We start from the raw sequence: 22924 nt of genomic DNA, 5'->3' as shown, positions 1-22924 counted from the left end.
GCTGGCTGCCGGGGGCACCACGCGACACCCCCCCCACACGACGACGCGCCCCCGACCGAGGTCGGGGGCGCGTGGTCGTTCGTTCGCCGGGTCAGTCGTCCGCGCGTTCGGGTGTCGTCCGGCGTCGGACCTGGCTCGCACTGACCGGCTGCTCGAAACGCTCGTCGTCCATCGCATCGTCGCGGGTGTCGTCGTGGCTCGCGTCGCCCGGCGTGACCGCCGGTGCCTCGGGCGCGGACACCGGTGACGGTCCGGCCAGCGGGGCGGGAGCCGTCGGTGCCCGGTAGGCCTCGTCGCCACCGCGGACCGGGGCATCGTCGAGGGCCGCGGGGCGGAGCGCTGCCGAGGGTGCGGCACCCGAGGGCGCGGAGGCCTCGGTACGACGCTGCTCGGTCGCCGCCGCAGCCCGCTGCTCGGCCTCCCAGGCCTTCTGCTTCGCGGCCGTGTCTCGGTCGACGTCGGCTTCTTCGTACTTCCAGCGGGCGAGATCGTCGCGGAAGAGCTTCTTGGCCCGCCCGGGGCGGTTCTGCCACTCGACGAGGCGGTCGCGGAGTTCACCCAGCGTCTGCTCGGACTGGAAGCTGAAGGACGCCGAGTTGCGCTTGATCTCTGCCAGTTCGTGAGCCGCCCAGTCAGCGGCGAGGGTGCTGCCGGTCGCGGGCGACAGCCGCAGTCGGACGTCGGCTTCGTGGCCGAGGTGATCGGCATAGGCACGCTCCTCGACTCCGAGCGAGCTGTAGACGGCACCTTTGCGGGCCGCCGAGACGAGGGCCGCGACCGCCGCCGCTTTCGCCTCGTCCTCGTGCAACGACACGACCCGCCGCGTGCTCGCCCGGCCGATGAGGGCTGCGACGATGCCTGCCACGACGATGGCGACGAAGGGGATCACCGCATCGGTGACGACACGCCACCCGTTGTCCGAAGAGAGCCATTCGACGAGATCGTTCCACCACTGCATGGGGCGAACACTACAGCCGAGGTCGAAGGTTGCACGGCTGCGACATGCTGTCGAGCCCGCCGCCGGAGACGCCGTCACGGTGCTCCGGCGGAGGCGTCGGGATCAGGCGAACCGGAAGCAGTCGGTGGCGTCGTCGCGACTCCAGAACTCGCCGATCTCGACGAACCGACGCTGACGGGGCAGGAACCGCTTGGCGCGGTAGCGATCACCCTGCGGGTCGTCGAAGCGCTCGACGTAGCCCACGATCTCGCCACCGGGACGGGTCACCCGGGCGAGGTCGTCGTGCACCTGGACGAGCTGCAGGCCGCCGCGGGTCGAGCGCAGGGAGGGAAGGGGAACGCGTGCGTGAGCGTGCGGCGCAGGCGGGACGATCGCGTGGTCGAGGGTGCTGCTGGTCATGAGGTGCTCCTGAGGTCATCCGGCCGATGCTGTCGAGAACACCCCTGACGCTAGGGGTGACCACCGACATCGACGTCGGACCCCTCGGACACCTCGGACACGTCGGACGCGTCGGACGCCTGGAGGGCGCGGTGCCCCGTCGGCACCGCGCCGTCCGGTCAGCGGCCGGTGCCGTCGACCGCCAGCGGCTCGATCGCCGCGAGCTCGTCCTCGGTCAGCTCGGCACCGTCGAGTGCGTCGAGGCTGTCGTCCAGCTGGGCCACCGACGAGGCGCCGATGAGGGCGCTGGTCACGGCGGGTTGGCGCAGCACCCAGGTGAGCGAGAGCTGCGCGAGCGACTGGCCCCGCGCCTCCGCGATCTCGTTCAGGCCGCGGACGCGGGAGAGGTAGGTCTCGTCGAGGGCGTCCTCGGAGAACCACCGGCCCTCGGCCGCGCGCGAACCCGCGGGAGCACTGCCCGAGAGGTAGCGGTTCGTCAGGAGCCCCCCGGCCAGGGGCGAGAACACGATCGAACCGACGCCGCGGGTCAGGAGGGTGTCGAAGAGCCCTCGCTCGGGCCGGCGGTCGAACATGTTGTACCGCGGCTGGTGGATCAGCAGGGGCACGCCCTCGGCGGCCAGGGCGTCGATCGCGGCCTCGGTCTGCGCCGGGTCGTAGTTGGAGATGCCGGCGTAGAGCGCCTTGCCCTGCCGGACGGCCGTCGCGAGCGCCCCCATCGTCTCGTCGATCGGGGTCTCGGGGTCGGGGCGGTGCGAGTAGAAGATGTCGACGTGGTCCATGCCGAGCCGCCCGAGGCTGGCCTCGAGCGAGTTGAGCAGGTACTTGCGCGACCCCCCGTCGCCGTACGGCCCGGGGGTCATGTCGTAGCCCGCCTTCGACGAGACCACGATCTCGTCGCGGTAGGGGCGCAGGTTCGCCGCGGCGATGCGACCGAACTGCTCTTCGGCCGAGCCGTAGGGCGGGCCGTAGTTGTTCGCCAGGTCGAAGTGGGTGACCCCCCGGTCGAACGCGCGCAGCACGATGTCGCGCTGCGTCTCGAGGCCCCGGTCCGAGCCGAAGTTGTTCCAGAAGCCGAGGGAGATGCGGGGCAGCCGGAGTCCGCTGCGGCCGGTACGGACGTAGTCGAGTCGTGAGTACCGTGCGTCGTCGGCGACGTAGGGCGTGAAAGGTGATCTCATGCGGTCAGCCTAGGGCGGGCCCTCGGCTCGGGAGTAGGTTCACGGGCATGACGACGTTCGTTCTGGCCGGTGGGTGCTTCTGGTGCCTCGACGCGGTCTACCGCACCCTCGACGGCATCACCGAGGTGGTCTCGGGTTACACCGGCGGAGACACCGAGCGGCCGAGCTACGACGACGTGTGCACGGGCCGCACGGGTCACGCCGAGGCCGTCGCGGTCGGCTTCGACCCCGAGAAGCTCCCCGCCGACGTCGTCCTCGACGTCTTCTTCACCCTGCACGACCCGCGTCAGCTGAACCGGCAGGGCGCGGACGTCGGCACCCAGTACCGCTCGGCGATGTTCGCCGCCGACCACGACCAGGAGGCGCTCTTCAAGGCGGCCCGTGACCGCGCCTCCGACGCCTGGGGCGGCGGTGTCGTCACGACGATCGAGCCGCTGTCCACCTGGTACGACGCCGAGGAGCACCACCAGGACTTCTTCGCCAAGAACCCCGGCCAGGGCTACTGCACCGCCGTCGCGCTGCCGAAGGTCACCAAGATCCGCAAGTCGTACGCGAAGTACGTGCTCGCCTCGTAGACGGGTCACGCCGCCCGGTGTGACCGACCGAGAAAGAGGAAAGGGGCGCTCGACGATGAGTGACCAGAACACCTTGCACCGACAGACCTGGGTGGCCGTGGGCCCGGCAGGCGCGGTCGGGACCATCCTGCGGACAGACGGCGGCTTCACGGTGCGCCTGTCCGCGAAGGGAGCCGACGGCGGCGTCTACCCGAGCCTGGCCGTGGCCAAGAGCGCCCTGTTCGCGGCGCTGGGGCCCGGCGCCGACTACCCGGAGTTCCACGAACACTGAGGCCCGGTCGTCCCCGGACGACCTGTCGTCGTGTCGTCCCCCGGGCGGCCCCCGCGCCTCCTTCTCCACAAGGAGGCGCGGGTGCCGTCCCGGGGGTCCCTCGCCCCCGCGAGACTCCCGTCATGACAGACACCATCACCCTCACAGGGATCATCGCGACCGACCCCCGGGCCCTCGTCACGCAGACCGGCCTCTCCATCACGAGCTTCCGACTCGCCTCGACGCAGCGACGGTACGACCGCGTCAAGGGCGAGTGGGTCGACGGCGAGACCAACTGGTACACCGTGACGTGCTTCCGTCAGCTCGCCGACAACGTGCTGGCCAGCCTCCGCAAGGGGCAGCGGGTCGTGGTCACGGGGCGCGTCCGCATCCGCGCGTGGGAGTCGGGCGAGCGCAGCGGCATGACGGTGGAGGTCGACGCGGACGCGGTCGGTCACGACCTCGTCTGGGGCAGGTCGACCTTCGAACGGCGGGTGGCGTCCGCTTCGTCCGCCACGGCGGGCTCCTCCTCGGCCGCGGGCGGGGGCGATCCGACCGTCGCCTCCGACGAGAGCGGCTCGGCACCCGAGACGGAGGCGGACCACGGAACCGGTCACGGAGGCCCCTCGGACGGTGCGGCGACGGATGCGTCGTCGGACCCCGACCGGGTGGCGATCCCCGACGACGGCGCGGACTGGGGTGCTCCCGCGGCCGTCGGCGCGGACGAGGTGGCGGCCCCGTTCTGACCACCCCGGTGACGCCCGTGTCCCGGGCCCGTGGGTCGGCACGCCGTAGACTCCTCACGGCTCGCCGACCCGCGGCCGCCGCCAGCGACGAAGGGCCCCCGTGACCGGTTCGAGACCTCCACGCGGCCTGGCGCTCGCCGCGATCGTGCTGGCCGTGGCGATCCCCCTCGTGGGGTGCACCTCGTCGCCCGAGCCGTCACCGACGCCGTCGTCCGTCGCCCCGTCGACGGACGCCCCGCCGTTCTCGTCCACGTCCACGACGGCCGAGGCGCTGGCCCACTTCGACGAGGTGAACGCCGCGACCGTCGCGGCGAACGCCCGCCCGGGTGGGCGCGCCGTCGTCGACGCGCTGGTCGCCGCAGGCTTCGACAAGTCGACGATGCAGGTCACCGCCGACACGACCTCGATCGGCCGCGACGCCGACAGCGTGCAGTTCTCGGTGCTCTGGGGTCAGGACTGCCTGATCGGGCAGGTCTCGGGCGCGGGCTACAGCAGCCAGACGGCGCCGGTCCTCGGCACGGGCGCCTGCCTCGTCGGGTCGACCCGAGCCATCGACTGGTGACGTCGGGGGCGGGGCCCCGCCCGATAGACTCGCTGTCATGGCCGAATACATTTACTCGATGGTGCGCGCCCGCAAGGCGGTCGGCGACAAGCTGATCCTCGACGACGTCACCATGTCGTTCATCCCGGGGGCGAAGATCGGTGTCGTGGGGCCGAACGGCGCCGGCAAGTCGACGATCCTCAAGATCATGGCGGGGCTCGACACCCCCAGCAACGGCGAGGCGAAGCTCAGCCCCGGCTACTCGGTCGGCATCCTGATGCAAGAGCCCGAACTCGACGAGACCAAGACCGTCCTCGAGAACGTGCAAGAGGGCGTGGGGCCGATCAAGCAGAAGCTCGACCGCTTCAACGAGGTCTCGGCCGCCATGGCCGAGCCCGACGCCGACTTCGACGCGTTGCTCGCCGAGATGGGCACCCTCCAAGAAGAGATCGACGCCGCCGACGCCTGGGACCTCGACTCCCAGCTCGAGCAGGCCATGTCGGCCCTCCGCACGCCTCCGGGCGATGCCGAGGTCGCGAACCTCTCCGGTGGTGAGAAGCGTCGCGTCGCGCTGTGCAAGCTGCTGCTGCAGAAGCCCGACCTGCTGCTCCTCGACGAGCCCACCAACCACCTCGACGCCGAGAGCGTGCTCTGGCTCGAGCAGCACCTCAGCAAGTACCCCGGCGCCGTGCTCGCCGTGACCCACGACCGTTACTTCCTCGACCACGTCGCCGAGTGGATCGCCGAGGTCGACCGCGGCCGCCTCTACCCCTACGAGGGCAACTACTCGACCTACCTCGAGAAGAAGGGCGAGCGCCTCCAGGTCCAGGGCAAGAAGGACGCCAAGCTCGCCAAGCGCCTCGCGTCCGAGCTCGAGTGGGTCCGGAGCAACGCCAAGGGTCGTCAGGCGAAGTCGAAGGCGCGTCTGGCGCGCTACGAAGAGATGGCGAACGAGGCCGAGCGCACGCGCACCTTGGACTTCGAAGAGATCGTGATCCCCGTGGGCCCGCGTCTCGGCTCACAGGTCATCGACGCCAAGAAGCTCCACAAGTCGTTCGGCGAGCGTGTGCTCATCGACGACCTGTCGTTCACGCTGCCCCGCAACGGCATCGTCGGCGTCATCGGGCCGAACGGCGTCGGCAAGACCACCCTCTTCAAGACGGTCGTCGGGCTCGAGCCGCTCGACGGTGGCGAGCTCAAGGTCGGCGAGACGGTCGACATCTCGTACGTCGACCAGAGCCGTGGCGGCATCGACCCCAACAAGAACCTGTGGGAGGTCGTCTCCGAGGGGCACGACTACATCCAGGTCGGCAAGACCGAGATCCCGTCGCGGGCCTACGTGTCGCAGTTCGGCTTCAAGGGTCCCGACCAGCAGAAGAAGGCCGGCGTGCTGTCAGGTGGTGAGCGCAACCGCCTCAACCTGGCGCTGACGCTCAAGCAGGGCGGCAACCTCCTCCTGCTCGACGAGCCCACCAACGACCTCGACGTCGAGACGCTGGGCAGCCTCGAGAACGCGCTCCTCGAGTTCCCCGGCTGCGCCGTGGTCATCACTCACGACCGGTGGTTCCTCGACCGGATCGCCACGCACATCCTCTCGTGGGAGGGCCTGAACGACGACGGGACGCCCAACTGGTACTGGTTCGAGGGCAACTTCGAGGCGTACGAAGAGAACAAGGTCGAGCGCCTCGGCGCCGACGCGGCGAAGCCGAGTTCGGCCACGTACCGCAAGCTCACGCGCGACTGACCGGCACCGCACCGTCATGACCCGCCTGCACGTGCCGACCCGAGTCCGCTGGAGCGATCTCGACGGGTACCGTCACGTGAACAACGCGTCGATGCTGCGCCTCCTCGAGGAGGCGCGCATCGACGCGTTCTGGTCTGCCGACGGGGCGATCGACGAACGGTCCTCGGCCGCCGTCCTCGACGGCAGTCCGAACGCCGCAACGATGACGCTCATCGCCCGGCAGGAGCTCGAGTACCTCGTCCCCATCCCGTACCTGCGGGCCCCGCTCGACGTGCAGATCTGGGTCGGGCGACTCGGCGGGGCGAGCCTCGAGGTCTGCTACGAGGTCTGGTCGCCCGAGGGCGTCGAGCCCCGGACGCTGTTCACGAAGGCCGCCACCACCATCGTGCTGGTCGACTCGGCGACGAATCAGCCCCGGCGCATCTCCGACGTCGAGCGCGACGCCTGGTCGCCGTTCGTCGAAGAACCCCTGGCCTTCCGCCGGCGCTGACCAGGAACGTGGCGGGTCAGCCTCGCGGCACCCGCACCATGCCCTCTTGTGCGACGCTCGCCACGAGAGTGCCCGCGCGGTCGTAGATGCGCCCGAGCGAGAGGCCACGTCCGCCCACCGCATTGGGGCTCTCTTGCACGTAGAGAAGCCATTCGTCGACGCGGGCGGGACGGTGCCACCACATGGCGTGGTCGAGGCTCGCGGCCTTGAGCCCGGGGGTGACGAACGCGACGCCGTGACGGCGGTAGATCGGTTCGAGGAGGGTGTAGTCGCTCGCGTACAGCAGGGCGGCGCGGTGCAGGTCGGCGTCGTCGGGCAGTGGGCCGGTCGCCTTGAGCCAGACGGCCTGATGCGCGACGTGGTCGCCCTCGACGCTGAAGAAGACCGGCGACGGCACGTGGCGCATGTCGAACGGCCGCCGGGCCCACGACTGGGCGACGGGGTTGTCGACCGCGGACAGCAGCTCGGCGTCGCTCGGGACGTCCTCGGGATCGGGAAGACCGGAGGGCATGTCGACCTGGTGGTCGAGCCCCTCGTCGGGGGTCTGGAAGGACGCGATCATCGAGAAGATCGGCACGCCGTCCTGCGACGCCTGGGTGCGACGGGTCGCGAACGACCGGCCGTCGTGGATGCGGTCGACCGTGAACGTGATGGGGATGGTGAGGTCTCCGGGCCGCAGGAAGTACGAGTGCAGCGAGTGGACGTCGCGTCCGCCCCCGACGGTGCGCTGGGCGGCGACGAGGGCCTGCGCGGCGACCTGGCCGCCGAACACGCGACCGAGCGGCTCGGGCTGTGACCCACCCGTGAAGACGTCCTGACCACCGACGTTGCCCGCCGGCGAGAGGTCGAGGGTGGACAGCAGGCTCTGCAGCGGATCGTCGGTCACGCGATGTAGTTTAGGGGGCCGATGAACGACGCATTCACCCTCCCCGACTCCCTGTCCCTCAGCGATCTCGCGACCTATCTCGGGCGTGCGGGCCGGGTGGAGGACGGCTCGGTCCGGCTCATCGCCGGCTCCGGTGTCCTGGCCGTCTACGTCGCCGTGTTCTACCCGATGGGTCTGCTCGACTCGAGCCCCACCGTGCTGGGGCTCCGCACCTTCCAACTCGACGACCGCCCCGAGTTCGACGCCGTGGTCCCGGTCCGGTCGCTGAAGGAGCGCCTCGTACGCCTGCAGAACGACGTCGTCGACCCGACCGCTGCGGTCACCGTGTCCGTGCCCGCCACGGTCAACACCGTGACGTGGGCAGCGATCTCGCCGCCACGCGGGGGCTGGACGCGACTCGGCCCGATCGAGGCCGACCGCCTCCGATCGACCGCCGAGGCCGGAATCGCCCGCGTCGCCGAGGCGATCCCCACGGGCACCGGTGAGCAGATCGTGCACCGGGTGCGAGCCGACGTGTGGTCGGCCCCCGTCGAGGGTGCCGAGGGGGTTCCCGCCGGAGCCGGCTTCGGTGCCCTCAGCCTGGGATTCCTCGACGGCGAGGACGAGGTCGCGGTGTTCGAGACCGGCACGTGGACCCGCCTCACGACGCCCAAGGGCCACGTGCTCGTTAAGCGGCGCTCGTCCCTGCTCTGACGATCGGCCCGGCGGTGGGCGGTCCGAGGCGGGCGGCCCGGCGGTGGGCGGCCCGGCGGTGGGCGGTCAGCGCTCGAACGTGTTGACCATGGCCTGCGCAGCGCGATCCAGGTAGCCCCAGAGCATCGCGTCGTCGAGCGGGGCGAGTTCGAGTTCGTCGACGGCCACCCGCATGTGCTGCAGCCAGTGGTCACGTGCCTCGGGCGTCACCCGGAACGGCATGTGCCGCATGCGCAGGCGGGGGTGCCCGCGCTCCTGGCTGTAGGTGGTGGGGCCGCCCCAGTACTGCTCGAGGAACCCCGTCAAGCGTTGGATCGCGCCCTCGAGATCCGCTTCCGGGTACATCGGCCAGAGCACCTCGTCTGTCCGGACGCCCTCGTAGAAGCGGCGGACCAACTTCTCGAAGGTCGGCCGCCCACCGATCTGCTGCCAGAAGTTGCCCTGGGCGGCGTCGTCACCGAGGCCGCGCCGGACGGTGACCGGCACGGCCGACGGCGGGGGAGTCACGGGCTGAGCGGTGGACGGGCGCGGCGTCAGCGGGAGGTCGGTCATTTGCGCTTGCTCCGCGGCACGTGGGGCGTCGGCGCCGTGCGGGGCGCCCGGGCGCCCTGGACCGAGGAGGCGCTGTCGAAGCCGGTGAGGACGACGCTCGTCAGCGAGGGCAGCACGATGTCCATGGCGTCCAGGGTCTTCTTGAGACGGGACCGCAGCTCCCGGTCGACGTTGTCACGGTCGGCGGACCGCGTCTTGGCGACGATGCGGATGACCACGTGCTCCTCGGCGATCGACTGGATTCCCCAGACCTCGGGCTGGTCGATGATGGCGCGCCTCCACTTCGGGATCGCGGCGAGCTCGTTCGCGGTGTTCAACATGGCGTCCTGCACCTGGTCGACGTCGGCGGAGTAGGGCACGGCGAGGTCGATGACCACGCGCGTCCAGCCCTGCGACATGTTGCCCACGCGCAGGATCTCGCCGTTGCGGACGAACCACAGCACGCCGTTCACGTCGCGGATCTGCGTGACGCGGATGCCGACGGCCTCGACGACGCCGGCCGCGGGCCCGACGTCGACGACGTCGCCCACCCCCAGCTGGTCTTCGGCGACCATGAAGATGCCGTTGAGCATGTCCTTGACGATGTTCTGGGCGCCGAATGCGAGTCCGGCACCGACCACACCCGCCGCGCTGACGATGGCGACGGCGTTGAAGTTCAGTTCGCCGAGGATCAACACGAGCGCGATGCCCGCGACGACGACCGTCACCACGTTGTTCAGCACGCTGCCGAGCGTGCGGGTGCGCTGGACGACCCGGACGGCCTGCAGCGGCGAGGCCATGAGGGCCTGCGTGTCGTCGACGTTCTGCTTCCGCTTGATTCCGTTCACGACCTGGTCGACGACCCGCCGGATGGTGAAGTGCAGGGCGACGCGCAACAGCACCGCGACGAGCAGGATCGCCACGATGCGGATGGGAACGCGCCACATCGTCCAGAAGGCGTCCCAGTCGAAGGCGATCGGCGCGGCGGGGTCGGTGGCGGCAGCGAGGAGAAGGTCCATATGAGCGACAAGTCAAGCACGCCGCCGCAACCCCACCCGGGAGGTGCCTGGACGCCGGAACGGCGGGCCCTGTGAGAGGGCCCGCCGTCCGGGTCGGTCGTCGGGTCGTCGCGCGACCCGGGGCCCGACTACTGCTGGTCGACCGCCTGCACCCGCAGGGCCCGCTCGACGCCCGCGACGCTCTCGCTCACGATGCGGCGCAGGGCCGGCGTCTCGGGGTTCGCCTCGAGCCACGCGTACGACGCGTCGACGAGGGCCTGGTCGGCGAGGCCGGCCGGGTACAGCCCCGAGACGAGGGTGTCGGCGATGTGGTAGCTGCGCGACTCCCAGATGCCGGTGAGGGACGAGAAGTAGCGCTCGACGAGCGGCTGCAGGATCGCCGGGTCGTTCGTGTGCTGGAACCCGAGGGTCGTCGCCCGGACGATGGCGTTGGGCTGCTCGGCGCTGTCGACGACCGACGCGAAGGCGGCGAGCTTGCCCTCGGTGGTCGCGATCGTCGCGCGGGCCCGCGCGGCGGCCTGGGCGCCGTTCGCCGTGTTGTCCTCGGCGAGGGCGGCGTCGATCTCGGCCTCACCGGCACCGCCGACGAGCACGAGGCCCTCGAGCAGCTGCCAGCGCAGGTCGGTGTCGACGGTGAGGCCCTTGAGAGCGAGCGATCCGTCGAGCAGGCCGGCCAGCGCCTCCCGGTGGGTCTCGGTCGACGCGATCGCGGCGAAGAAGGTGACGAACTGGAACTGGGCGTCCGACCCGGCCTCGGCACCCTGGGCGAGGGCCCAGAGGCCGTCGCCGACCTCGGTGATCGTGGAGGTGCGGCGCGCGGGGGCGACGTAGCTGCGGGCGGTCTGCAGCAGCTGTGAGAGCGTGGTGCGGATCGTCGTCGACTCGGTCTCGGTCGCGATGTTGTCGAGCACGAGACGCACGTAGTCCGAGGCCGAGGTCTCGGCGTCGCGCGTCGCGTCCCAGACCGAGCCCCAGACGAGGGCGCGGGCCAGCGGGTTCGAGATCTTCGAGAGGTGGGCGATGGCCGTGGCGAGCGACACCTCGTCGAGTCGGATCTTCGCGTAGGCGAGGTCGTCGTCGTTGATCAGCACGAGGTCGCCGCGGTTCAGCCCGACCAGCTCGGGGACCTCGGTACGGGTGCCGTCCACGTCGATCTCGACGCGGTCGGTGCGGACCAGGGCGTCGCCCTGCAGGGCGTAGAGGCCGATGGCGAGGCGGTGCGGGCGGATGGTGGGGTGGTCGGCTGCCGCCTCCTGGATCACGGCGAACGAGGTGATCACGCCGTTCTCGTCGACCTCGAGCTCGGGACGCAACGTGTTGACGCCCGCGGTCTCGAGCCAGAGCTTCGACCAGCTGGTCAGCTCGCGGCCCGAGGTGGCCTCGAGTTCGACGAGCAGGTCGCTCAGCTCGGTGTTCGAGTGGTGGTGCTTCTTGAAGTACGCGGCGACGCCGGCGTAGAAGGCGTCGATGCCCACCCAGGCGACGAGCTGCTTGAGCACCGACCCGCCCTTGGCGTAGGTGATGCCGTCGAAGTTGACCTGGACGTCCTCGAGGTCGTTGATCGTGGCGACGACGGGGTGCGTCGACGGCAGCTGGTCCTGGCGGTAGGCCCAGCTCTTCTCCATCGCCTGGAAGGTGGTCCAGGCCTCGGTCCACTCGGTCGCCTCGGCGGTCGAGATGGTCGAGGCCCACTCGGCGAACGACTCGTTCAGCCAGAGGTCGTTCCACCACTTCATCGTGACGAGGTCGCCGAACCACATGTGCGCGAGCTCGTGGAGGATCGTGACGACGCGGCGTTCCTTGATGGCGTCGGTCACCTTGCTGCGGAAGACGTAGGTCTCGACGAAGGTGACGGCACCCGCGTTCTCCATGGCACCGGCGTTGAACTCGGGCACGAAGAGCTGGTCGTACTTGTCGAAGGGGTACGCGTAGTCGAACTTCTCTTCGTAGTAGGCGAAGCCCTGACGGGTCTTCTCGAAGATGTAGTCGGCGTCGAGGTACTCGGTGAGGGATCGGCGCGTGAAGATGCCGAGCGGGATCGTGCGGCCGTCGGAACTGGCGAGGTCGCTGCGGACCACGTCGTACGGGCCGGCGATGATCGCCGTGACGTAGCTCGAGAGCACGGGCGTGGGCGAGAAGGTCCAGGTGCCGGTCTCACCGTCGACGACGGGTTCGGGCGTGGGCTGGTTGCTGACGACCTGCCAGCGTGTGGGTGCGGTGACCGTGAACTGGAACGTCGCCTTGAGGTCGGGCTGCTCGAAGACCGCGAAGACGCGGCGGCTGTCGGGCACCTCGAACTGCGAGTAGAGGTAGACCTCGCCGTCGACCGGGTCGACGAACCGGTGCAGGCCCTCGCCGGTGTTGGTGTACTCGGCATCGGCGACGACCTCGAGCACGTTCTCGGCGGCCAGCTCGGCCAGCTGGATGCGCACGCCGTCGGAGACCGCGTCGACGTCGAGCGCGGTGCCGTTGAGGGTCACCGAGTGCACGGTGCGGGTGAGCGCGTCGATGAAGGTCGACGCTCCGGGGGTGGCGGTGAAGCGCACGGTGGTCGAGCTGCCGAACACCTCGTCGCCGCGGGTCAGGTCGAGGGCGATCTCGTACGACTGCACGTCGACGACGTTCTTGCGCTCTTGCGCCTCGACGCGGGTGAGGTTCTCTCCGGGCACTCTGGCTCCATCCGTCTGGGGGGGGTGAGGGGGGACTCGTGGTCCGCTGAAAGCCTAGACCGGCTGTACGACGCCGGGGTGTTGACTGAGGGCATGACCGACACCCCCGCTCCCGCGTCCCACACCGTCGTCGACTTCTGGTTCGACCCGTCGTGCCCCTGGGCCTGGATGACCAGCCGCTGGGTCGACGAGGTCGCGAAGCACCGTGACCTCGACGTCACCTTCCACGTGATGAGCCTCGCGGTCCTCAACGAGGACGCCGACGTCAGCGACGAGTACAAGGCGAACTTCGCCCGCATGCTGCGCTACACGCGGCTCGTCACGGCCGCAGGTGAACTCCACGGTCAGCAGATCGTCAAGCCGCTCTACGACGCCCTCGGCACCCGCATCCACCACGAGGGCGAGAAGGACGGCGACGTCGTCGTCGCCGGTGCCGTGGCCGAGGTCGGACTGCCCGCCGACTTCGCGCGGTACGCGGACGGCGACGAGTACGACGAGCAGATGCGTGCCAGCCACTTCGACGGCATCGGCCGGGTCGGCCAGGACGTCGGCACGCCCGTCATCGCGGTCGACGGCGTCGCCTTCTTCGGCCCCGTCATCTCTCCGGCCCCGAAGGGTGAGGAGGCGCTGCGGCTGTGGGACGGAGTCGTCGCCGTGGCCTCGTACCCCGGCTTCTTCGAGATCAAGCGCACGCGCACGGTCGGGCCGATCTTCGACTGAGCCGGTCGTAGGATCGTCTCCATGCGCATCCACGTGGCGACCGATCACGCCGGCCTCGACTTCAGCACGACCGTCATCCAGCACCTCACCGACGCGGGCCACGACGTGACCGACCACGGTCCGACGAGCTACGAGCCCCTCGACGACTACCCGTCGTTCTGCATCGCGGCGGCCCGGGCGACCGTGCGCGACCAGCGTGCCGGCCACGAGGCGCTGGGCGTCGTCTTCGGCGGCTCGGGCAACGGCGAGCAGATCGCCGCGAACAAGGTCGAGGGCGTCCGTGCCGCCCTGGTCTGGAACGACTCGACCGCCAAGCTCGCCCGCCAGCACAACGACGCGAACGTCATCGCGATCGGGGCGCGCCAGCACACCGAGGCCGAGGCCCTGGCGTTCATCGACGCCTTCGTCGCCGAGCCGTTCAGCCACGACGAACGCCACGTGCGCCGCATCGCGCAGGTCGGGGAGTACGAGACCACGGGCGCCATCGCCGGTCACCCGGTCGACTGACGACGTAACGTCGAGAGCGGCGGGACCCCGACCGGGGCCTCGCCGCTCCGTCGTCTCCGGCGACACGCCCGAGACCGTTCCATCGACCACCGAGAGAGGTGTCGCCGTGCCCGAGGGCCATTCCGTCCACCGCATCGCCAACCAGTTCGAGCAGAGCTTCGTCGGCCACCGAGTCCGGGTGAGTTCGCCCCAGGGTCGGTTCGCCGACGGGGCGACGAGGCTCGACGGCGCCACGATGGTCGACTCCAAGGCCGTCGGCAAGCAGATGTTCCTCGAGTTCGACAACGGCCTGTGGCTGCACGTGCACCTCGGGCTCTATGGCGCGTGGGACTTCGCGGGCGCCATCGCCACGGGCCATTCGATGGCCGAGTCCCGGACTCGCCGGGCGGCCACCCGCAAGGCCGAGAACGCCCCCGACGACGACGGCGAGGACTCGATGGCCAGCATCGGGGCGCCACGCCGGTCTCGCGTGCGCATGGCCGAGCAGGAGAAGACCGAGGACGACATCGACTCGTTCCCGCCCGAGCCCGTCGGGCAGGTGCGCGTGCGGCTGCTGACCGACACCGCGGTCGGCGACCTCCGTGGCCCGACGAAGTGCGAGGTGCTCGACGCGGCCGGGGTCGACCTGGCGATCGCCAAGCTCGGTCCCGACCCCCTCGTCGACTCGCCGAAGAAGGGCGCCGACCGATTCGTGTCGATCGCGGGCAAGAAGCGCACCCCTATCGGCCTCTTGCTGATGGACCAGAGCGTGGTCAGCGGCATCGGCAACATCTACCGGGCCGAGCTGCTGTTCCGGGCCCGGCTCGACCCGCACACTCCCGGCAACCAGGTCCCCGAAGAGGTGCTGCGAGCCCTCTACAAGGACTGGACGAAGCTGCTCAAGAGCGGCGTGGAGCTCGGCCAGATGATGACCATGGACGGTCTCACCAAGTCCCAGCACGCCAAGGCCCTGCGCAGCCGGGCCGACCGGCACTGGGTCTACCACCGCGAGGGTCTGCCCTGCCGGGTCTGCGGGACGAACGTCGTGATGGAGATGGCCGCGGGTCGCAAGCTGTACTGGTGCCCGACCGACCAGACTTGATCGCATGCGGCACACCCCCACGTTCGTCCTGTCCGACGTCGACGAGGTCAAGAGGCTGATCCACGAGAACCCGTGGGCGACGATCGTGTCGCACACGGCGGCTGGTCTCGTCGCGTCGCATTACCCCGTCGTGCTCGAGCAGGACGACGCGGACCCGGGGGCCATCGTGCTCGTCAGCCACGTCGGTCGTCCGGACGAGCGCTCGCACGAACTGGGCGAGCACGAGGTCATGGTGATCGTCCAGGGCCCGCACGGCTACGTCTCGCCCGGCTGGTACCCGGCCGAGCAGATCATCCCCACCTGGAACCACGTCACGGCGCACCTCTGGGGCACCCCCGAGATCCTCTCGGACGACGAGAACTTCCGCGTGCTGGGCGAGCTCGTCGACCACTTCGAGCGCGTCATGCCCGAGCCCTCGACCCTCACCCTCGACGACGAGGGCTCTCGCCGGGTCGCGAAGGGCACCGTCGGCATCCGGCTGCGCGTGACCCGGTTCGACGCCCGCGCCAAGCTCAGCCAGAACAAGGCACCCGAGGTCGTCGACCGCATCGTGGACGAGCTCGAGCACGGCGAGCACTACGCGCAGCCGGCGCTCGCCGCCGAGATGCGCCGGGTGCGCGACCGATGACGGTCGGCGCAGGAACCCGGGCCGAGGAGGCGCGGCGCACGCTCCTGACGGGCGCCCGCCTGGTCGGCGGCGGACCCGCTCCCGTGGACGTCCTGCTCGACGGCGGCCGGGTCGTCGCCCTCGCGTCCGGTCCCGCTCCCGACGGTGCCGAGGTGGTCGACCTCGACGGCCGCTGGCTCGCCCCGGGCCTCTGGGACTCCCACGTCCACATGGACCAGTGGGCGTTGGTGCGCCGACGACTCGACCTGTCGCGGGCACGGTCCGCCGCCGAGGCGGCCTCGATCGTGGGGGAGCGCCTGCGCGTCCAGCCGGTCGAGGCGGGCGGGACCCTCGTCGGCTACGGCTTCCAGGACGCCCTCTGGCCCGATGCTCCGAGCCGCGCGCTCCTCGACTCGGTGGCCGGTGACGTGGCGGTCGTCCTCGTGAGCAACGACCTGCACTCCGTCTGGCTCGACTCGTCCGCCCTGGCCCGTCACGGTCACGCCGACCACCCGACCGGCCTGCTGCGCGAGCAGCCGGCCTTCGACGTCAGCGCCGCGGTGAGCGTCGTACCGGACGACCAGCTCGACGGGTGGGTCGCCGAGGCCGTCGACGCGGCCGCCGCCCGGGGGGTCGTCGGGGTCGTCGACCTCGAGATGACGCTGTCGCTCGACCGCTGGACACGTCGGGTGGCCGAAGGCACGCGGGGCCTCCGCATCCGTCCCGGGGTCTACCCCCGCGACCTCGACGCCGTCGTCGCCCGCGGGCTGCGCACCGGCGACGTGGTCCCGGGCACCGAGGGCCTCGTCACCATGGGGCCGTTCAAGATAATCACCGACGGCTCCCTCGGCACCCGCACCGCGTACTGCCACGACCCGTACCCCGGGCTCGAGGGCGACCCGGCTGCTCGGGGGGTGCGCATCTACGAGACCGACGAACTCGTCGGGTGGCTGCGCCGCGCCTCCTCGGCGGGACTCGTGCCGGCCGTGCACGCGATCGGCGACGCCGCGAACGCCCAGGCGCTGGACGCCCTCGAGCTGATCGGCTGCGGCGGGAGCATCGAGCACGCCCAACTGCTCGACGCGCACGACGTCGACCGGTTCGCGCGCCTCGGCATCGTGGCCAGCGTGCAGCCCGAACACGCCATGGACGACCGCGACGTCGTCGACCGGCTCTGGGCGGGCCGCTCCGAGCGGGCCTACGTCTTCGAGAGCCTCGTCGCCGCCGGCGTCCGCCTGCAGCTCGGTTCGGATGCGCCGGTCGCCCCGCTCGATCCCTGGGTGGCGATGGCCGCGGCGATCTCGCGCTCGCGCGACGGACGCGAGGCGTGGCACCCCGAACAGCGACTGGTCGCCTCGGCGGCGCTCGCCGCCTCGACGGGCGGTCGAGCCACGGTCGAGGTCGGCTCCGTCGCCGATCTCGTGGTCACCGAGGTCGATCCGCTCGCCGCGTCGGACGACCAGCTGCGCCGGATGCCCGTCGTCGGCACGGTCCTGGCGGGTCGGTGGACGCACCGCACGCTCTGACGAGGCGGTGCCGACCCGACACGGCGAAGGCCGCCACCCCGTGCAGGGTGGCGGCCTTCGTCCGTCTGGCGAGGAGGTCAGCCGGCGACGTGCGCGGCGAGGAACCAGCGGTCCTTCTCGAGGCCCCGCGAGATCTCGATCGCGACGTCCTGGCTCGAGGCGTCGAGCTCGCCGAGCTCGTCGATGGCCTCGCGGACGGCGACCAGCGACGCGTCGATCTGGGCGACCAGCTCGGCGATGGTGACGTCGATCTGGTTGAAGCCGGGGGAGGTCGGGGGGATGACCGTCTTGGCGGCGACGGTCTCGATGCGACCGTCGACCGGCAGGCCGAGGGCGACGACGCGCTCGGCGGCGAGGTCGGCCCACTCGCGGGCGTGGTCGACGACCACGTCGATGAGTTCGTGGACGGCGACGAAGGCGATGCCGCGCACGTGCCAGTGGGCCTGCTTGCCGTTGACCGACAGGGCCGTCATGTCGGTGACGATCTGGCTGAGGAACTGGGCGACGCCGGCGGCGACGTCGGGGTCGACGGAACCCTGGGGGACGGTGCGGGTGATGTCGGTCATGACGTGGTCCTTTCCTAGACGATGGAGGCAACGCTAGACGTCTGGGAGAATTCCGCAAGCAAGCTGAGGCTCGGCTCACCTAGGCCAGCCTCACCTCACCACGGGTCGTGAGGGGGGATAACCCCACCGGCGGTCCGGGCGCTGGCACCATGGGGTGGACGCCCCGTCCGGACCAGGCTCGAAGGCATGATCCAGGAGACCACCATCACCGCCGCCAACCCCTACCTCTCGCCCCCGTCCCGCCCCGGTGGCTACCGACGCCGTTGGCGCGAACTGCCCCGTGAACTCGGCTACGTCGCCCTGTCGGCCGTCCTCGTCGTCATCGTGACGGTGGCCGCCTCGTTGTTCCTGCACACGGTCAGCGGGTCGAGCGACTCGCTGTTCACCCTCGTCTTCCTCGCGATCGTCGTCTTCGGCGCGCTCTGGATCGCCCGGTGGTTCGGCACCTTCGAGGTGCTCCGCCTGCGGTGGGCGAGCGACCGACCCATCCGCCCCGTCGACTGGACGCCGAGCACCGAGTGGGGCCGGTCGACGAACCGCTTCGCGCGGGCCGTCTCGGTCTTCGCCAACCCGCACCACTGGCTGTACCTGCTCTACGGCGTCGTGGTGTTCCCGATCGTGGCGGGCTTCACGTCCTTCGTCCTCGTGGGTCTCCTGGCCGGCCCGGTGCTCGCCGTCCTGGGGGTCGTGCTCGTCTTCCAGGCGTTGCCGCCGTTCGACACCTTCAACTGGGCGTCCGCGATCGGCAACGGCGGAGGCGCGGTGCTCGTCGTCCTCGCCCTCGCGCTCTTCGCGGGCGTCGTGCTCGTCTATCCCTACGTCGTGCACGGGTTCGTGGTCATGCACCAGGCGATCGCCGCCGTCATGCTCGGGGGGTTCCGCAGCGAGCAACTCGAGGTCGAGCTCGCCGACCGCGAGATCTCGCGCACCGCGGCCCTGTCGGCCGAGGGCACGGCCCTCCGCCGGCTCGAGCGCGACATCCACGACGGACCGCAACAGCGTCTGGTGCGTCTGCAGATGGACCTCGCCGCGGCGTCCCGCGCCGTCGACACCGACCCCGAGAAGAGCAAGACCCTCATCGAGGAGGCGCGGGTCCAGTCCCGCGAGGCCCTCGAGGAGCTGCGTGCCCTGTCCCGCGGTTTCGCGCCTCCGTTGTTGATGGACCGGGGCCTCGTGGCGGCGCTCGAGTCGCTCGTCGACCGCTCGGTGGTGCCCACCACGATGCTCGACCGGGTGCCCGCGCACGTCGTGATCCCGAGCGACATCGAGCGCAACGCGTACTTCATCGCGTCCGAACTGGTGACGAACACGGGCAAGCACGCCGGGGCGGCCAGCGCCGACCTCGTGCTGCGCACGAGGCAGGCTCCCGACGGCATCGGCACCCTGCTCGAGCTCGTCGTGACCGACGACGGGCGCGGCGGCGCCGGCCTGCGCGACGGCCACGGTCTCGCCGGGGTGCAGGAGCGCCTGGTGGGCCTCGGCGGCTTCCTCGACATCAGCAGCCCGCAGGGCGGGCCGACCATCGTCACGGTGAGCATCCCGATGACGATCGAGGTGCCGAGCAACCCGACGCTGCCGCTGCCGACCGAGCCGCTGCCGCCGTTCTCGTCGACGGCCGTGACCGAGCCGCTGCCCGACGCCGCGCTGCCCGACGGGCCGCTCGACCCGCCGGCGGGGCCGCCCGCGCGACCGTCGTCCGTGGGCCGCGCCCGTAGTCTGGACGCGTGAGTCTCGAGAGCCCCTCCCGTCAGCCCCTCCGCGTCGTCGTCGCCGACGACTCGGTGCTGCTGCGGGAGGGGCTCGTCCGACTCCTCGACGAGATCGGGGTCGACGTCGTGGGGGCGTACGGCGACGCCGACGCCTTGCTGGCCGACCTCGACGAGGTCCGTCCCGACATCGCCGTCCTCGACGTCCGCATGCCGCCCACGCACACCGACGAGGGCGTCCGGGCCGCGATCGAGGCGCGACGCCGTCGGCCCGACCTCGGCATCCTGCTGCTGTCGCAGTACGTCGAGGTGGCCTACGCCCGCGACCTGCTCGAAGCGGGCTCGGGCGGGGTCGGCTACCTGCTCAAGGACCGCATCGCCTCGTTCGACGAGTTCCGTGACGCGCTCGGGCGGGTGTCCGACGGCGGCACGGTCCTCGACCCGCAGGTCGTCTCGCAGTTGCTGGGCCGTCGCAGCGATCCGCTCGCCGCGCTCACGCCGCGGGAGCGGGAGGTCCTGACGCTGATGGCCGAGGGGCGCACGAACGCCGCCATCGCGGCCGAACTGGTCATCGGAACGGGTGCGGTGGAGAAGAACGTCACCTCGATCTTCCAGAAGCTCCTGCTGGAAGACAGCGGCACCGACCACCGCCGGGTGCTCGCCGTGCTGGCCTTCCTGCAGCACTGAGTCGACGCGTCCCCCGCGTCGGCATCGCGCCCCTGACCGGGCGGCCGAGGTCGAGGACGGGCGTCGTCAGCTGGTCGTGCCCGGAGGGGTGTCGGCCGGGTCGGCGGGGGAGTCCGCCTGGGGGGCGACGACCCGGGCGCCGGCGACGTCGAGGACGACGTCGCGCAAGGCGTGGCCGACGGCTTCGTACCCGGCCGTCGTGGGGTGGATGCCGTCGACGGTCGTGCCGGCGGCGAAGACGTCGCCCGCCCGCGCGAACCCCCAGGGGTCGGTGAAGGTCCAGCCCTTGTCGGCGACGTAGCGTTCGAGCTGTGCCTCGTACCGGGCCGCGGCCCGGGGTGCACGGTCGTAGGGCGGGATCGCGGCCACGACGACGTGCTCCGGCCGGATCGTGTCGACGATGGCGTCGTACGACGAGGCGGACTCGGCGAAGCTCGTGCCGAGGCGCACGTCGTTGGTGCCCGACATCAGCACCAGGACGTCGACGTCGGCGACGGGGCGCACCGCGGCGGCCTGTTCCTGCACGGTCGAGCCGCCCTTCGCGTAGCCGCCGACGTAGTCGACGCCGTCGCCCTGGGCGTAGGTCATCCAGGTGTCGGCGGTGAGCCCCTCGCTCAGCAGGCGACCTCCGCCGGCCGTGAGCGAGTCGCCGACGATCGCGACCCGCACCCCGCCCGAGGTGGGTGCCACGGCCACGCCGGGCCCGGCCGCGGCCTGCGCGATCGCGCCGGACCCGGACCCGGACCCGGACCCGGACCCGGAGGCGCTGGTCGCCTCGGTCGGTGGGGCGGCGCACCCGGCCGCCAGGGTGGCCACGACCGCACCGACCAGCGCGACCCGTGCGAACGTCGCGCGTCTCATGTGGCCATCTTGGGTCACGTCGCGCCGGGAAAAATCATCCGCCAGCACGACTTCCCCCCGAGCTGGCCGAGAGACCCCTGAAGAGCGCCGACGCCTGCGTGCAAGGCCCGGAGAACATTTCATCGAAGGCGCCTGCCGGCGTCGACCTGCGTGCAAGGCGCGGAGAAGATTTCATTCGAGGTGCCCCTGCGCCGGACGCCGGAGGCGTCGAACAAACACAGAGGGGATGACGGGAATCGAACCCGCGTGATCAGTTTGGAAGACTGAGGCTCTACCATTGAGCTACATCCCCGTGAGCGGCCGGGCCGCACGGGTGAGACCAGCATAAGGCATCCGACGAGGTCGCTCAGTCACGGCCCCTCGGTGTCGGCTAGACTCGACGCGGCCTTCACGTACCCGACCTCAACGGGGCTCACGCGTGCCGGCCGGTTCCAGGCTGATACACGGGGCGTAGCGTAGTGGCTAGCGCGTCCGTTTTGGGGGCGGAAGATCGCAGGTTCGAGTCCTGTCGCCCCGACGATCGTCTACCTGCTGTCTCGGATGTGAGTTCAGCGCCACCAACACAGGAGAAGCCCCACATTGGTCCAGACCACGGTTGAGAAGCTCAGCCCCACGCGCGTCAAGCTCAACATCGTCGTCACCCCCGACGAGCTCAAGCCCAGCGTCACGCACGCCTACGGTCACATCGCCGAGTCGGTCAACATCCCCGGGTTCCGCAAGGGCAAGGTGCCGCCGCCCATCATCGACCAGCGCGTCGGTCGTGAAGAGGTGTTGAACCACGCCGTCAGCGAGAGCCTCGACAAGTTCTACCGCGAGGCCGTGACCGAGACCGAGATCCGCGTCCTCGGCCGTCCCGAGGCCGACGTGGTCGAGTGGCCGAACGTCAAGGACTTCTCTGGCGACCTGAAGATCGCCGTCGAGGTCGACGTGCGTCCCGACTTCGACCTGCCCGAATACGACGGCCTCGAGCTGACGGTCGACACGGTCGACATCACCGACGACGAGATCGCCGAAGAGCTGACGAACCTGCGTACCCGTTTCGGTACGCTGGTCACCGTCGACCGCCCCGCGACCACGGGTGACTTCGCGCAGATCGACCTGACGGCCACCATCGGCGACGACGTCGTCGACACCGCCAAGGGCATCTCGTACGAGCTCGGCTCGGGCGAGCTGATCGAGGGCATCGACGAGGCCCTCGAGTCCCTCACCGCCGGTGAGAGCACCACCTTCGAGTCGAAGCTGCTCGGCGGGGACCGCGAGGGCGAGACCGCCCTCATCGCCGTCGACGTCACGGCCGTCAAGGAGCGCGAGCTGCCCGAGGCCGACGACGACTTCGCCCAGATCGCCAGCCAGTTCGACACGATCGACGAGCTCAAGGGCGACCTGAAAGAGCAGCTCGCCAAGTCGAAGACCTTCGGTCAGGGTGCCCAGGCACGCGACCAGGTCGTCGAGAAGCTGCTCGAGGCCGTCGAGATCCCCGTCCCCGAGAAGCTCGTCGAGGACGAGGTGCACCGTCACCTCGAGCAGGAGAACCGCCTCGAGGACGACGAGCACCGCGCCGAGGTGAAGGAGAGCAGCGAGAAGGCCTTCCGCAACCAGATCCTCCTCGACGCCATCGCCGAGAAAGAGGCGGTCAAGGTCGAGCAGGACGAACTGACGCAGTACCTCATCCAGGGTGCGGCGCAGTACGGCATGGAGCCCGGCGAGTTCATCAAGGTCCTCGACCAGAACGGCCAGATCCCCGCCATGGTCGGCGAGGTCGCCCGCAGCAAGGCCCTCGCGGTCGTGCTCAGCAAGGCCAAGGTCGTCGACGGCAAGGGCGACTCGGTCGACCTGTCCGCCTTCACGGCGACCGCCGGCGTCGGCGGCGACGACGACGACCACGCGGGTCACGACCACGCGTAAGCGAGAGCGGCGGGTCGGCTGACCCGTCACGTCCGAGAGGGCCGGGTGCGAGTGCGCACCCGGCCCTCCGTCGTTCCCG

The 22924-nt window shown here is 70.7% G+C and carries 24 protein-coding genes and 2 tRNA genes; 16 read left to right on the top strand and 10 right to left on the bottom strand.

Annotated features, from left to right (window positions below; all coding sequences use genetic code 11):
• Window positions 1-91 precede the first annotated feature (91 nt).
• From HQQ78_RS08875 to HQQ78_RS08865, 3 genes are all read right to left on the bottom strand, one after another.
• Window positions 92-958: a hypothetical protein gene (locus HQQ78_RS08875; protein ID WP_173152571.1), complete on the bottom strand. Its 867-nt coding sequence runs from the start codon at window positions 956-958 to the stop codon at window positions 92-94.
• Between the two features lie 102 nt (window positions 959-1060).
• Window positions 1061-1357, bottom strand: coding sequence for a hypothetical protein (locus tag HQQ78_RS08870; protein WP_233568527.1), 297 nt, complete (start codon window positions 1355-1357; stop codon window positions 1061-1063).
• A gap of 158 nt (window positions 1358-1515) precedes the next feature.
• Entirely contained in the window at window positions 1516-2535 is a 1020-nt protein-coding gene (locus HQQ78_RS08865) for an aldo/keto reductase (RefSeq protein WP_173152568.1), read from the bottom strand.
• A gap of 47 nt (window positions 2536-2582) precedes the next feature.
• Here HQQ78_RS08865 and msrA point away from each other — a divergent pair, with 47 nt between their 5' ends.
• The 6 genes from msrA (at window position 2583) to HQQ78_RS08835 (ending at window position 6881) form a co-directional block, all read left to right on the top strand.
• Window positions 2583-3110: a peptide-methionine (S)-S-oxide reductase MsrA gene (msrA, locus tag HQQ78_RS08860; RefSeq protein ID WP_173152565.1), complete on the top strand. Its 528-nt coding sequence runs from the start codon at window positions 2583-2585 to the stop codon at window positions 3108-3110.
• A 55-nt stretch (window positions 3111-3165) separates the two neighbouring features.
• Complete coding sequence (locus HQQ78_RS08855) at window positions 3166-3381, top strand: hypothetical protein (RefSeq protein ID WP_056048425.1); 216 nt, start codon at window positions 3166-3168, stop codon at window positions 3379-3381.
• A 122-nt stretch (window positions 3382-3503) separates the two neighbouring features.
• On the top strand, window positions 3504-4106 hold the full coding sequence (gene ssb, locus HQQ78_RS08850; RefSeq protein WP_173152563.1) for a single-stranded DNA-binding protein: 603 nt from the start codon (window positions 3504-3506) through the stop codon (window positions 4104-4106).
• A gap of 100 nt (window positions 4107-4206) precedes the next feature.
• The gene (locus HQQ78_RS08845) at window positions 4207-4668 is read left to right on the top strand and encodes a hypothetical protein (protein ID WP_173152553.1); all 462 of its coding nucleotides are present in this window, start codon (window positions 4207-4209) and stop codon (window positions 4666-4668) included.
• Window positions 4669-4705: 37 nt separating this feature from the next.
• Window positions 4706-6391 carry an energy-dependent translational throttle protein EttA gene (gene ettA / locus HQQ78_RS08840; RefSeq protein WP_056048420.1) on the top strand — a complete coding sequence of 562 codons (1686 nt, stop codon included), beginning with the start codon at window positions 4706-4708 and terminating at the stop codon, window positions 6389-6391.
• Between the two features lie 16 nt (window positions 6392-6407).
• Window positions 6408-6881: a thioesterase family protein gene (locus HQQ78_RS08835; protein WP_056048417.1), complete on the top strand. Its 474-nt coding sequence runs from the start codon at window positions 6408-6410 to the stop codon at window positions 6879-6881.
• Between the two features lie 16 nt (window positions 6882-6897).
• On the opposite strand, the gene HQQ78_RS08830 is transcribed toward HQQ78_RS08835, so the two are convergent.
• A complete protein-coding gene (locus HQQ78_RS08830) occupies window positions 6898-7767 on the bottom strand; it encodes an acyl-CoA thioesterase II (protein ID WP_236557022.1) in 870 nt (289 codons plus the stop codon).
• A gap of 21 nt (window positions 7768-7788) precedes the next feature.
• Between HQQ78_RS08830 and HQQ78_RS08825 the strand changes: the two genes are divergently transcribed.
• Complete coding sequence (locus HQQ78_RS08825) at window positions 7789-8460, top strand: hypothetical protein (RefSeq protein WP_056048412.1); 672 nt, start codon at window positions 7789-7791, stop codon at window positions 8458-8460.
• 66 nt (window positions 8461-8526) lie between these two features.
• On the opposite strand, the gene HQQ78_RS08820 is transcribed toward HQQ78_RS08825, so the two are convergent.
• The 3 genes from HQQ78_RS08820 to pepN form a co-directional block, all read right to left on the bottom strand.
• On the bottom strand, window positions 8527-9012 hold the full coding sequence (locus tag HQQ78_RS08820) for a globin (RefSeq protein WP_173152551.1): 486 nt from the start codon (window positions 9010-9012) through the stop codon (window positions 8527-8529).
• Complete coding sequence (locus HQQ78_RS08815) at window positions 9009-10010, bottom strand: mechanosensitive ion channel family protein (RefSeq protein ID WP_056048409.1); 1002 nt, start codon at window positions 10008-10010, stop codon at window positions 9009-9011. The genes HQQ78_RS08820 and HQQ78_RS08815 overlap by 4 nt, the downstream gene beginning before the upstream one ends.
• Before the next feature lie 128 nt (window positions 10011-10138).
• A complete protein-coding gene (pepN, locus tag HQQ78_RS08810) occupies window positions 10139-12679 on the bottom strand; it encodes an aminopeptidase N (RefSeq protein ID WP_173152549.1) in 2541 nt (846 codons plus the stop codon).
• A 93-nt stretch (window positions 12680-12772) separates the two neighbouring features.
• Here pepN and HQQ78_RS08805 point away from each other — a divergent pair, with 93 nt between their 5' ends.
• The 5 genes from HQQ78_RS08805 to HQQ78_RS08785 all read left to right on the top strand — a co-directional run bounded on the left by HQQ78_RS08805 (window position 12773) and on the right by HQQ78_RS08785 (window position 17120).
• Window positions 12773-13399: a DsbA family protein gene (locus HQQ78_RS08805; protein ID WP_173152547.1), complete on the top strand. Its 627-nt coding sequence runs from the start codon at window positions 12773-12775 to the stop codon at window positions 13397-13399.
• A 21-nt stretch (window positions 13400-13420) separates the two neighbouring features.
• Window positions 13421-13906, top strand: a complete 486-nt coding sequence (locus HQQ78_RS08800) for a ribose-5-phosphate isomerase (protein WP_043597130.1) — start codon at window positions 13421-13423, stop codon at window positions 13904-13906.
• Between the two features lie 106 nt (window positions 13907-14012).
• The gene (locus HQQ78_RS08795) at window positions 14013-14987 is read left to right on the top strand and encodes a DNA-formamidopyrimidine glycosylase family protein (protein ID WP_173152533.1); all 975 of its coding nucleotides are present in this window, start codon (window positions 14013-14015) and stop codon (window positions 14985-14987) included.
• Between the two features lie 4 nt (window positions 14988-14991).
• Window positions 14992-15615, top strand: a complete 624-nt coding sequence (locus HQQ78_RS08790; protein WP_123571864.1) for an FMN-binding negative transcriptional regulator — start codon at window positions 14992-14994, stop codon at window positions 15613-15615.
• Entirely contained in the window at window positions 15612-17120 is a 1509-nt protein-coding gene (locus tag HQQ78_RS08785; RefSeq protein WP_173152529.1) for an amidohydrolase, read from the top strand. Before HQQ78_RS08790 ends, HQQ78_RS08785 begins: the two co-directional genes overlap by 4 nt.
• Window positions 17121-17197: 77 nt before the next feature.
• On the opposite strand, the gene HQQ78_RS08780 is transcribed toward HQQ78_RS08785, so the two are convergent.
• A complete protein-coding gene (locus HQQ78_RS08780) occupies window positions 17198-17686 on the bottom strand; it encodes a Dps family protein (RefSeq protein ID WP_043597026.1) in 489 nt (162 codons plus the stop codon).
• A 186-nt stretch (window positions 17687-17872) separates the two neighbouring features.
• Here HQQ78_RS08780 and HQQ78_RS08775 point away from each other — a divergent pair, with 186 nt between their 5' ends.
• Together HQQ78_RS08775 and HQQ78_RS08770 are read left to right on the top strand one after the other, a co-directional pair.
• Window positions 17873-19414: a sensor histidine kinase gene (locus HQQ78_RS08775; RefSeq protein WP_173152526.1), complete on the top strand. Its 1542-nt coding sequence runs from the start codon at window positions 17873-17875 to the stop codon at window positions 19412-19414.
• Complete coding sequence (locus HQQ78_RS08770; RefSeq protein WP_056048385.1) at window positions 19411-20079, top strand: response regulator transcription factor; 669 nt, start codon at window positions 19411-19413, stop codon at window positions 20077-20079. Before HQQ78_RS08775 ends, HQQ78_RS08770 begins: the two co-directional genes overlap by 4 nt.
• Before the next feature lie 66 nt (window positions 20080-20145).
• Here the strand turns inward: HQQ78_RS08770 and HQQ78_RS08765 are convergent, their stop codons facing one another.
• Window positions 20146-20940, bottom strand: a complete 795-nt coding sequence (locus tag HQQ78_RS08765) for an SGNH/GDSL hydrolase family protein (RefSeq protein WP_173152522.1) — start codon at window positions 20938-20940, stop codon at window positions 20146-20148.
• Between the two features lie 221 nt (window positions 20941-21161).
• Window positions 21162-21232, bottom strand: a tRNA-Gly gene (locus HQQ78_RS08760).
• Between the two features lie 152 nt (window positions 21233-21384).
• On the opposite strand from HQQ78_RS08760, the gene HQQ78_RS08755 reads away from it, so the two are divergent.
• Window positions 21385-21457 (top strand) — tRNA-Pro (locus tag HQQ78_RS08755).
• 62 nt (window positions 21458-21519) lie between these two features.
• Window positions 21520-22845 carry a trigger factor gene (gene tig, locus HQQ78_RS08750; RefSeq protein ID WP_056048379.1) on the top strand — a complete coding sequence of 442 codons (1326 nt, stop codon included), beginning with the start codon at window positions 21520-21522 and terminating at the stop codon, window positions 22843-22845.
• The last annotated feature ends 79 nt before the right edge of the window (window positions 22846-22924 follow it).

Source organism: Frigoribacterium sp. VKM Ac-2859 (assembly GCF_013204925.1).
In the GTDB taxonomy this organism is placed as follows: Bacteria; Actinomycetota; Actinomycetes; order Actinomycetales; family Microbacteriaceae; genus Frigoribacterium.
Note: the sequence above shows the minus strand (reverse complement) of the source record. Positions and strands in the feature narration are given on the sequence as shown.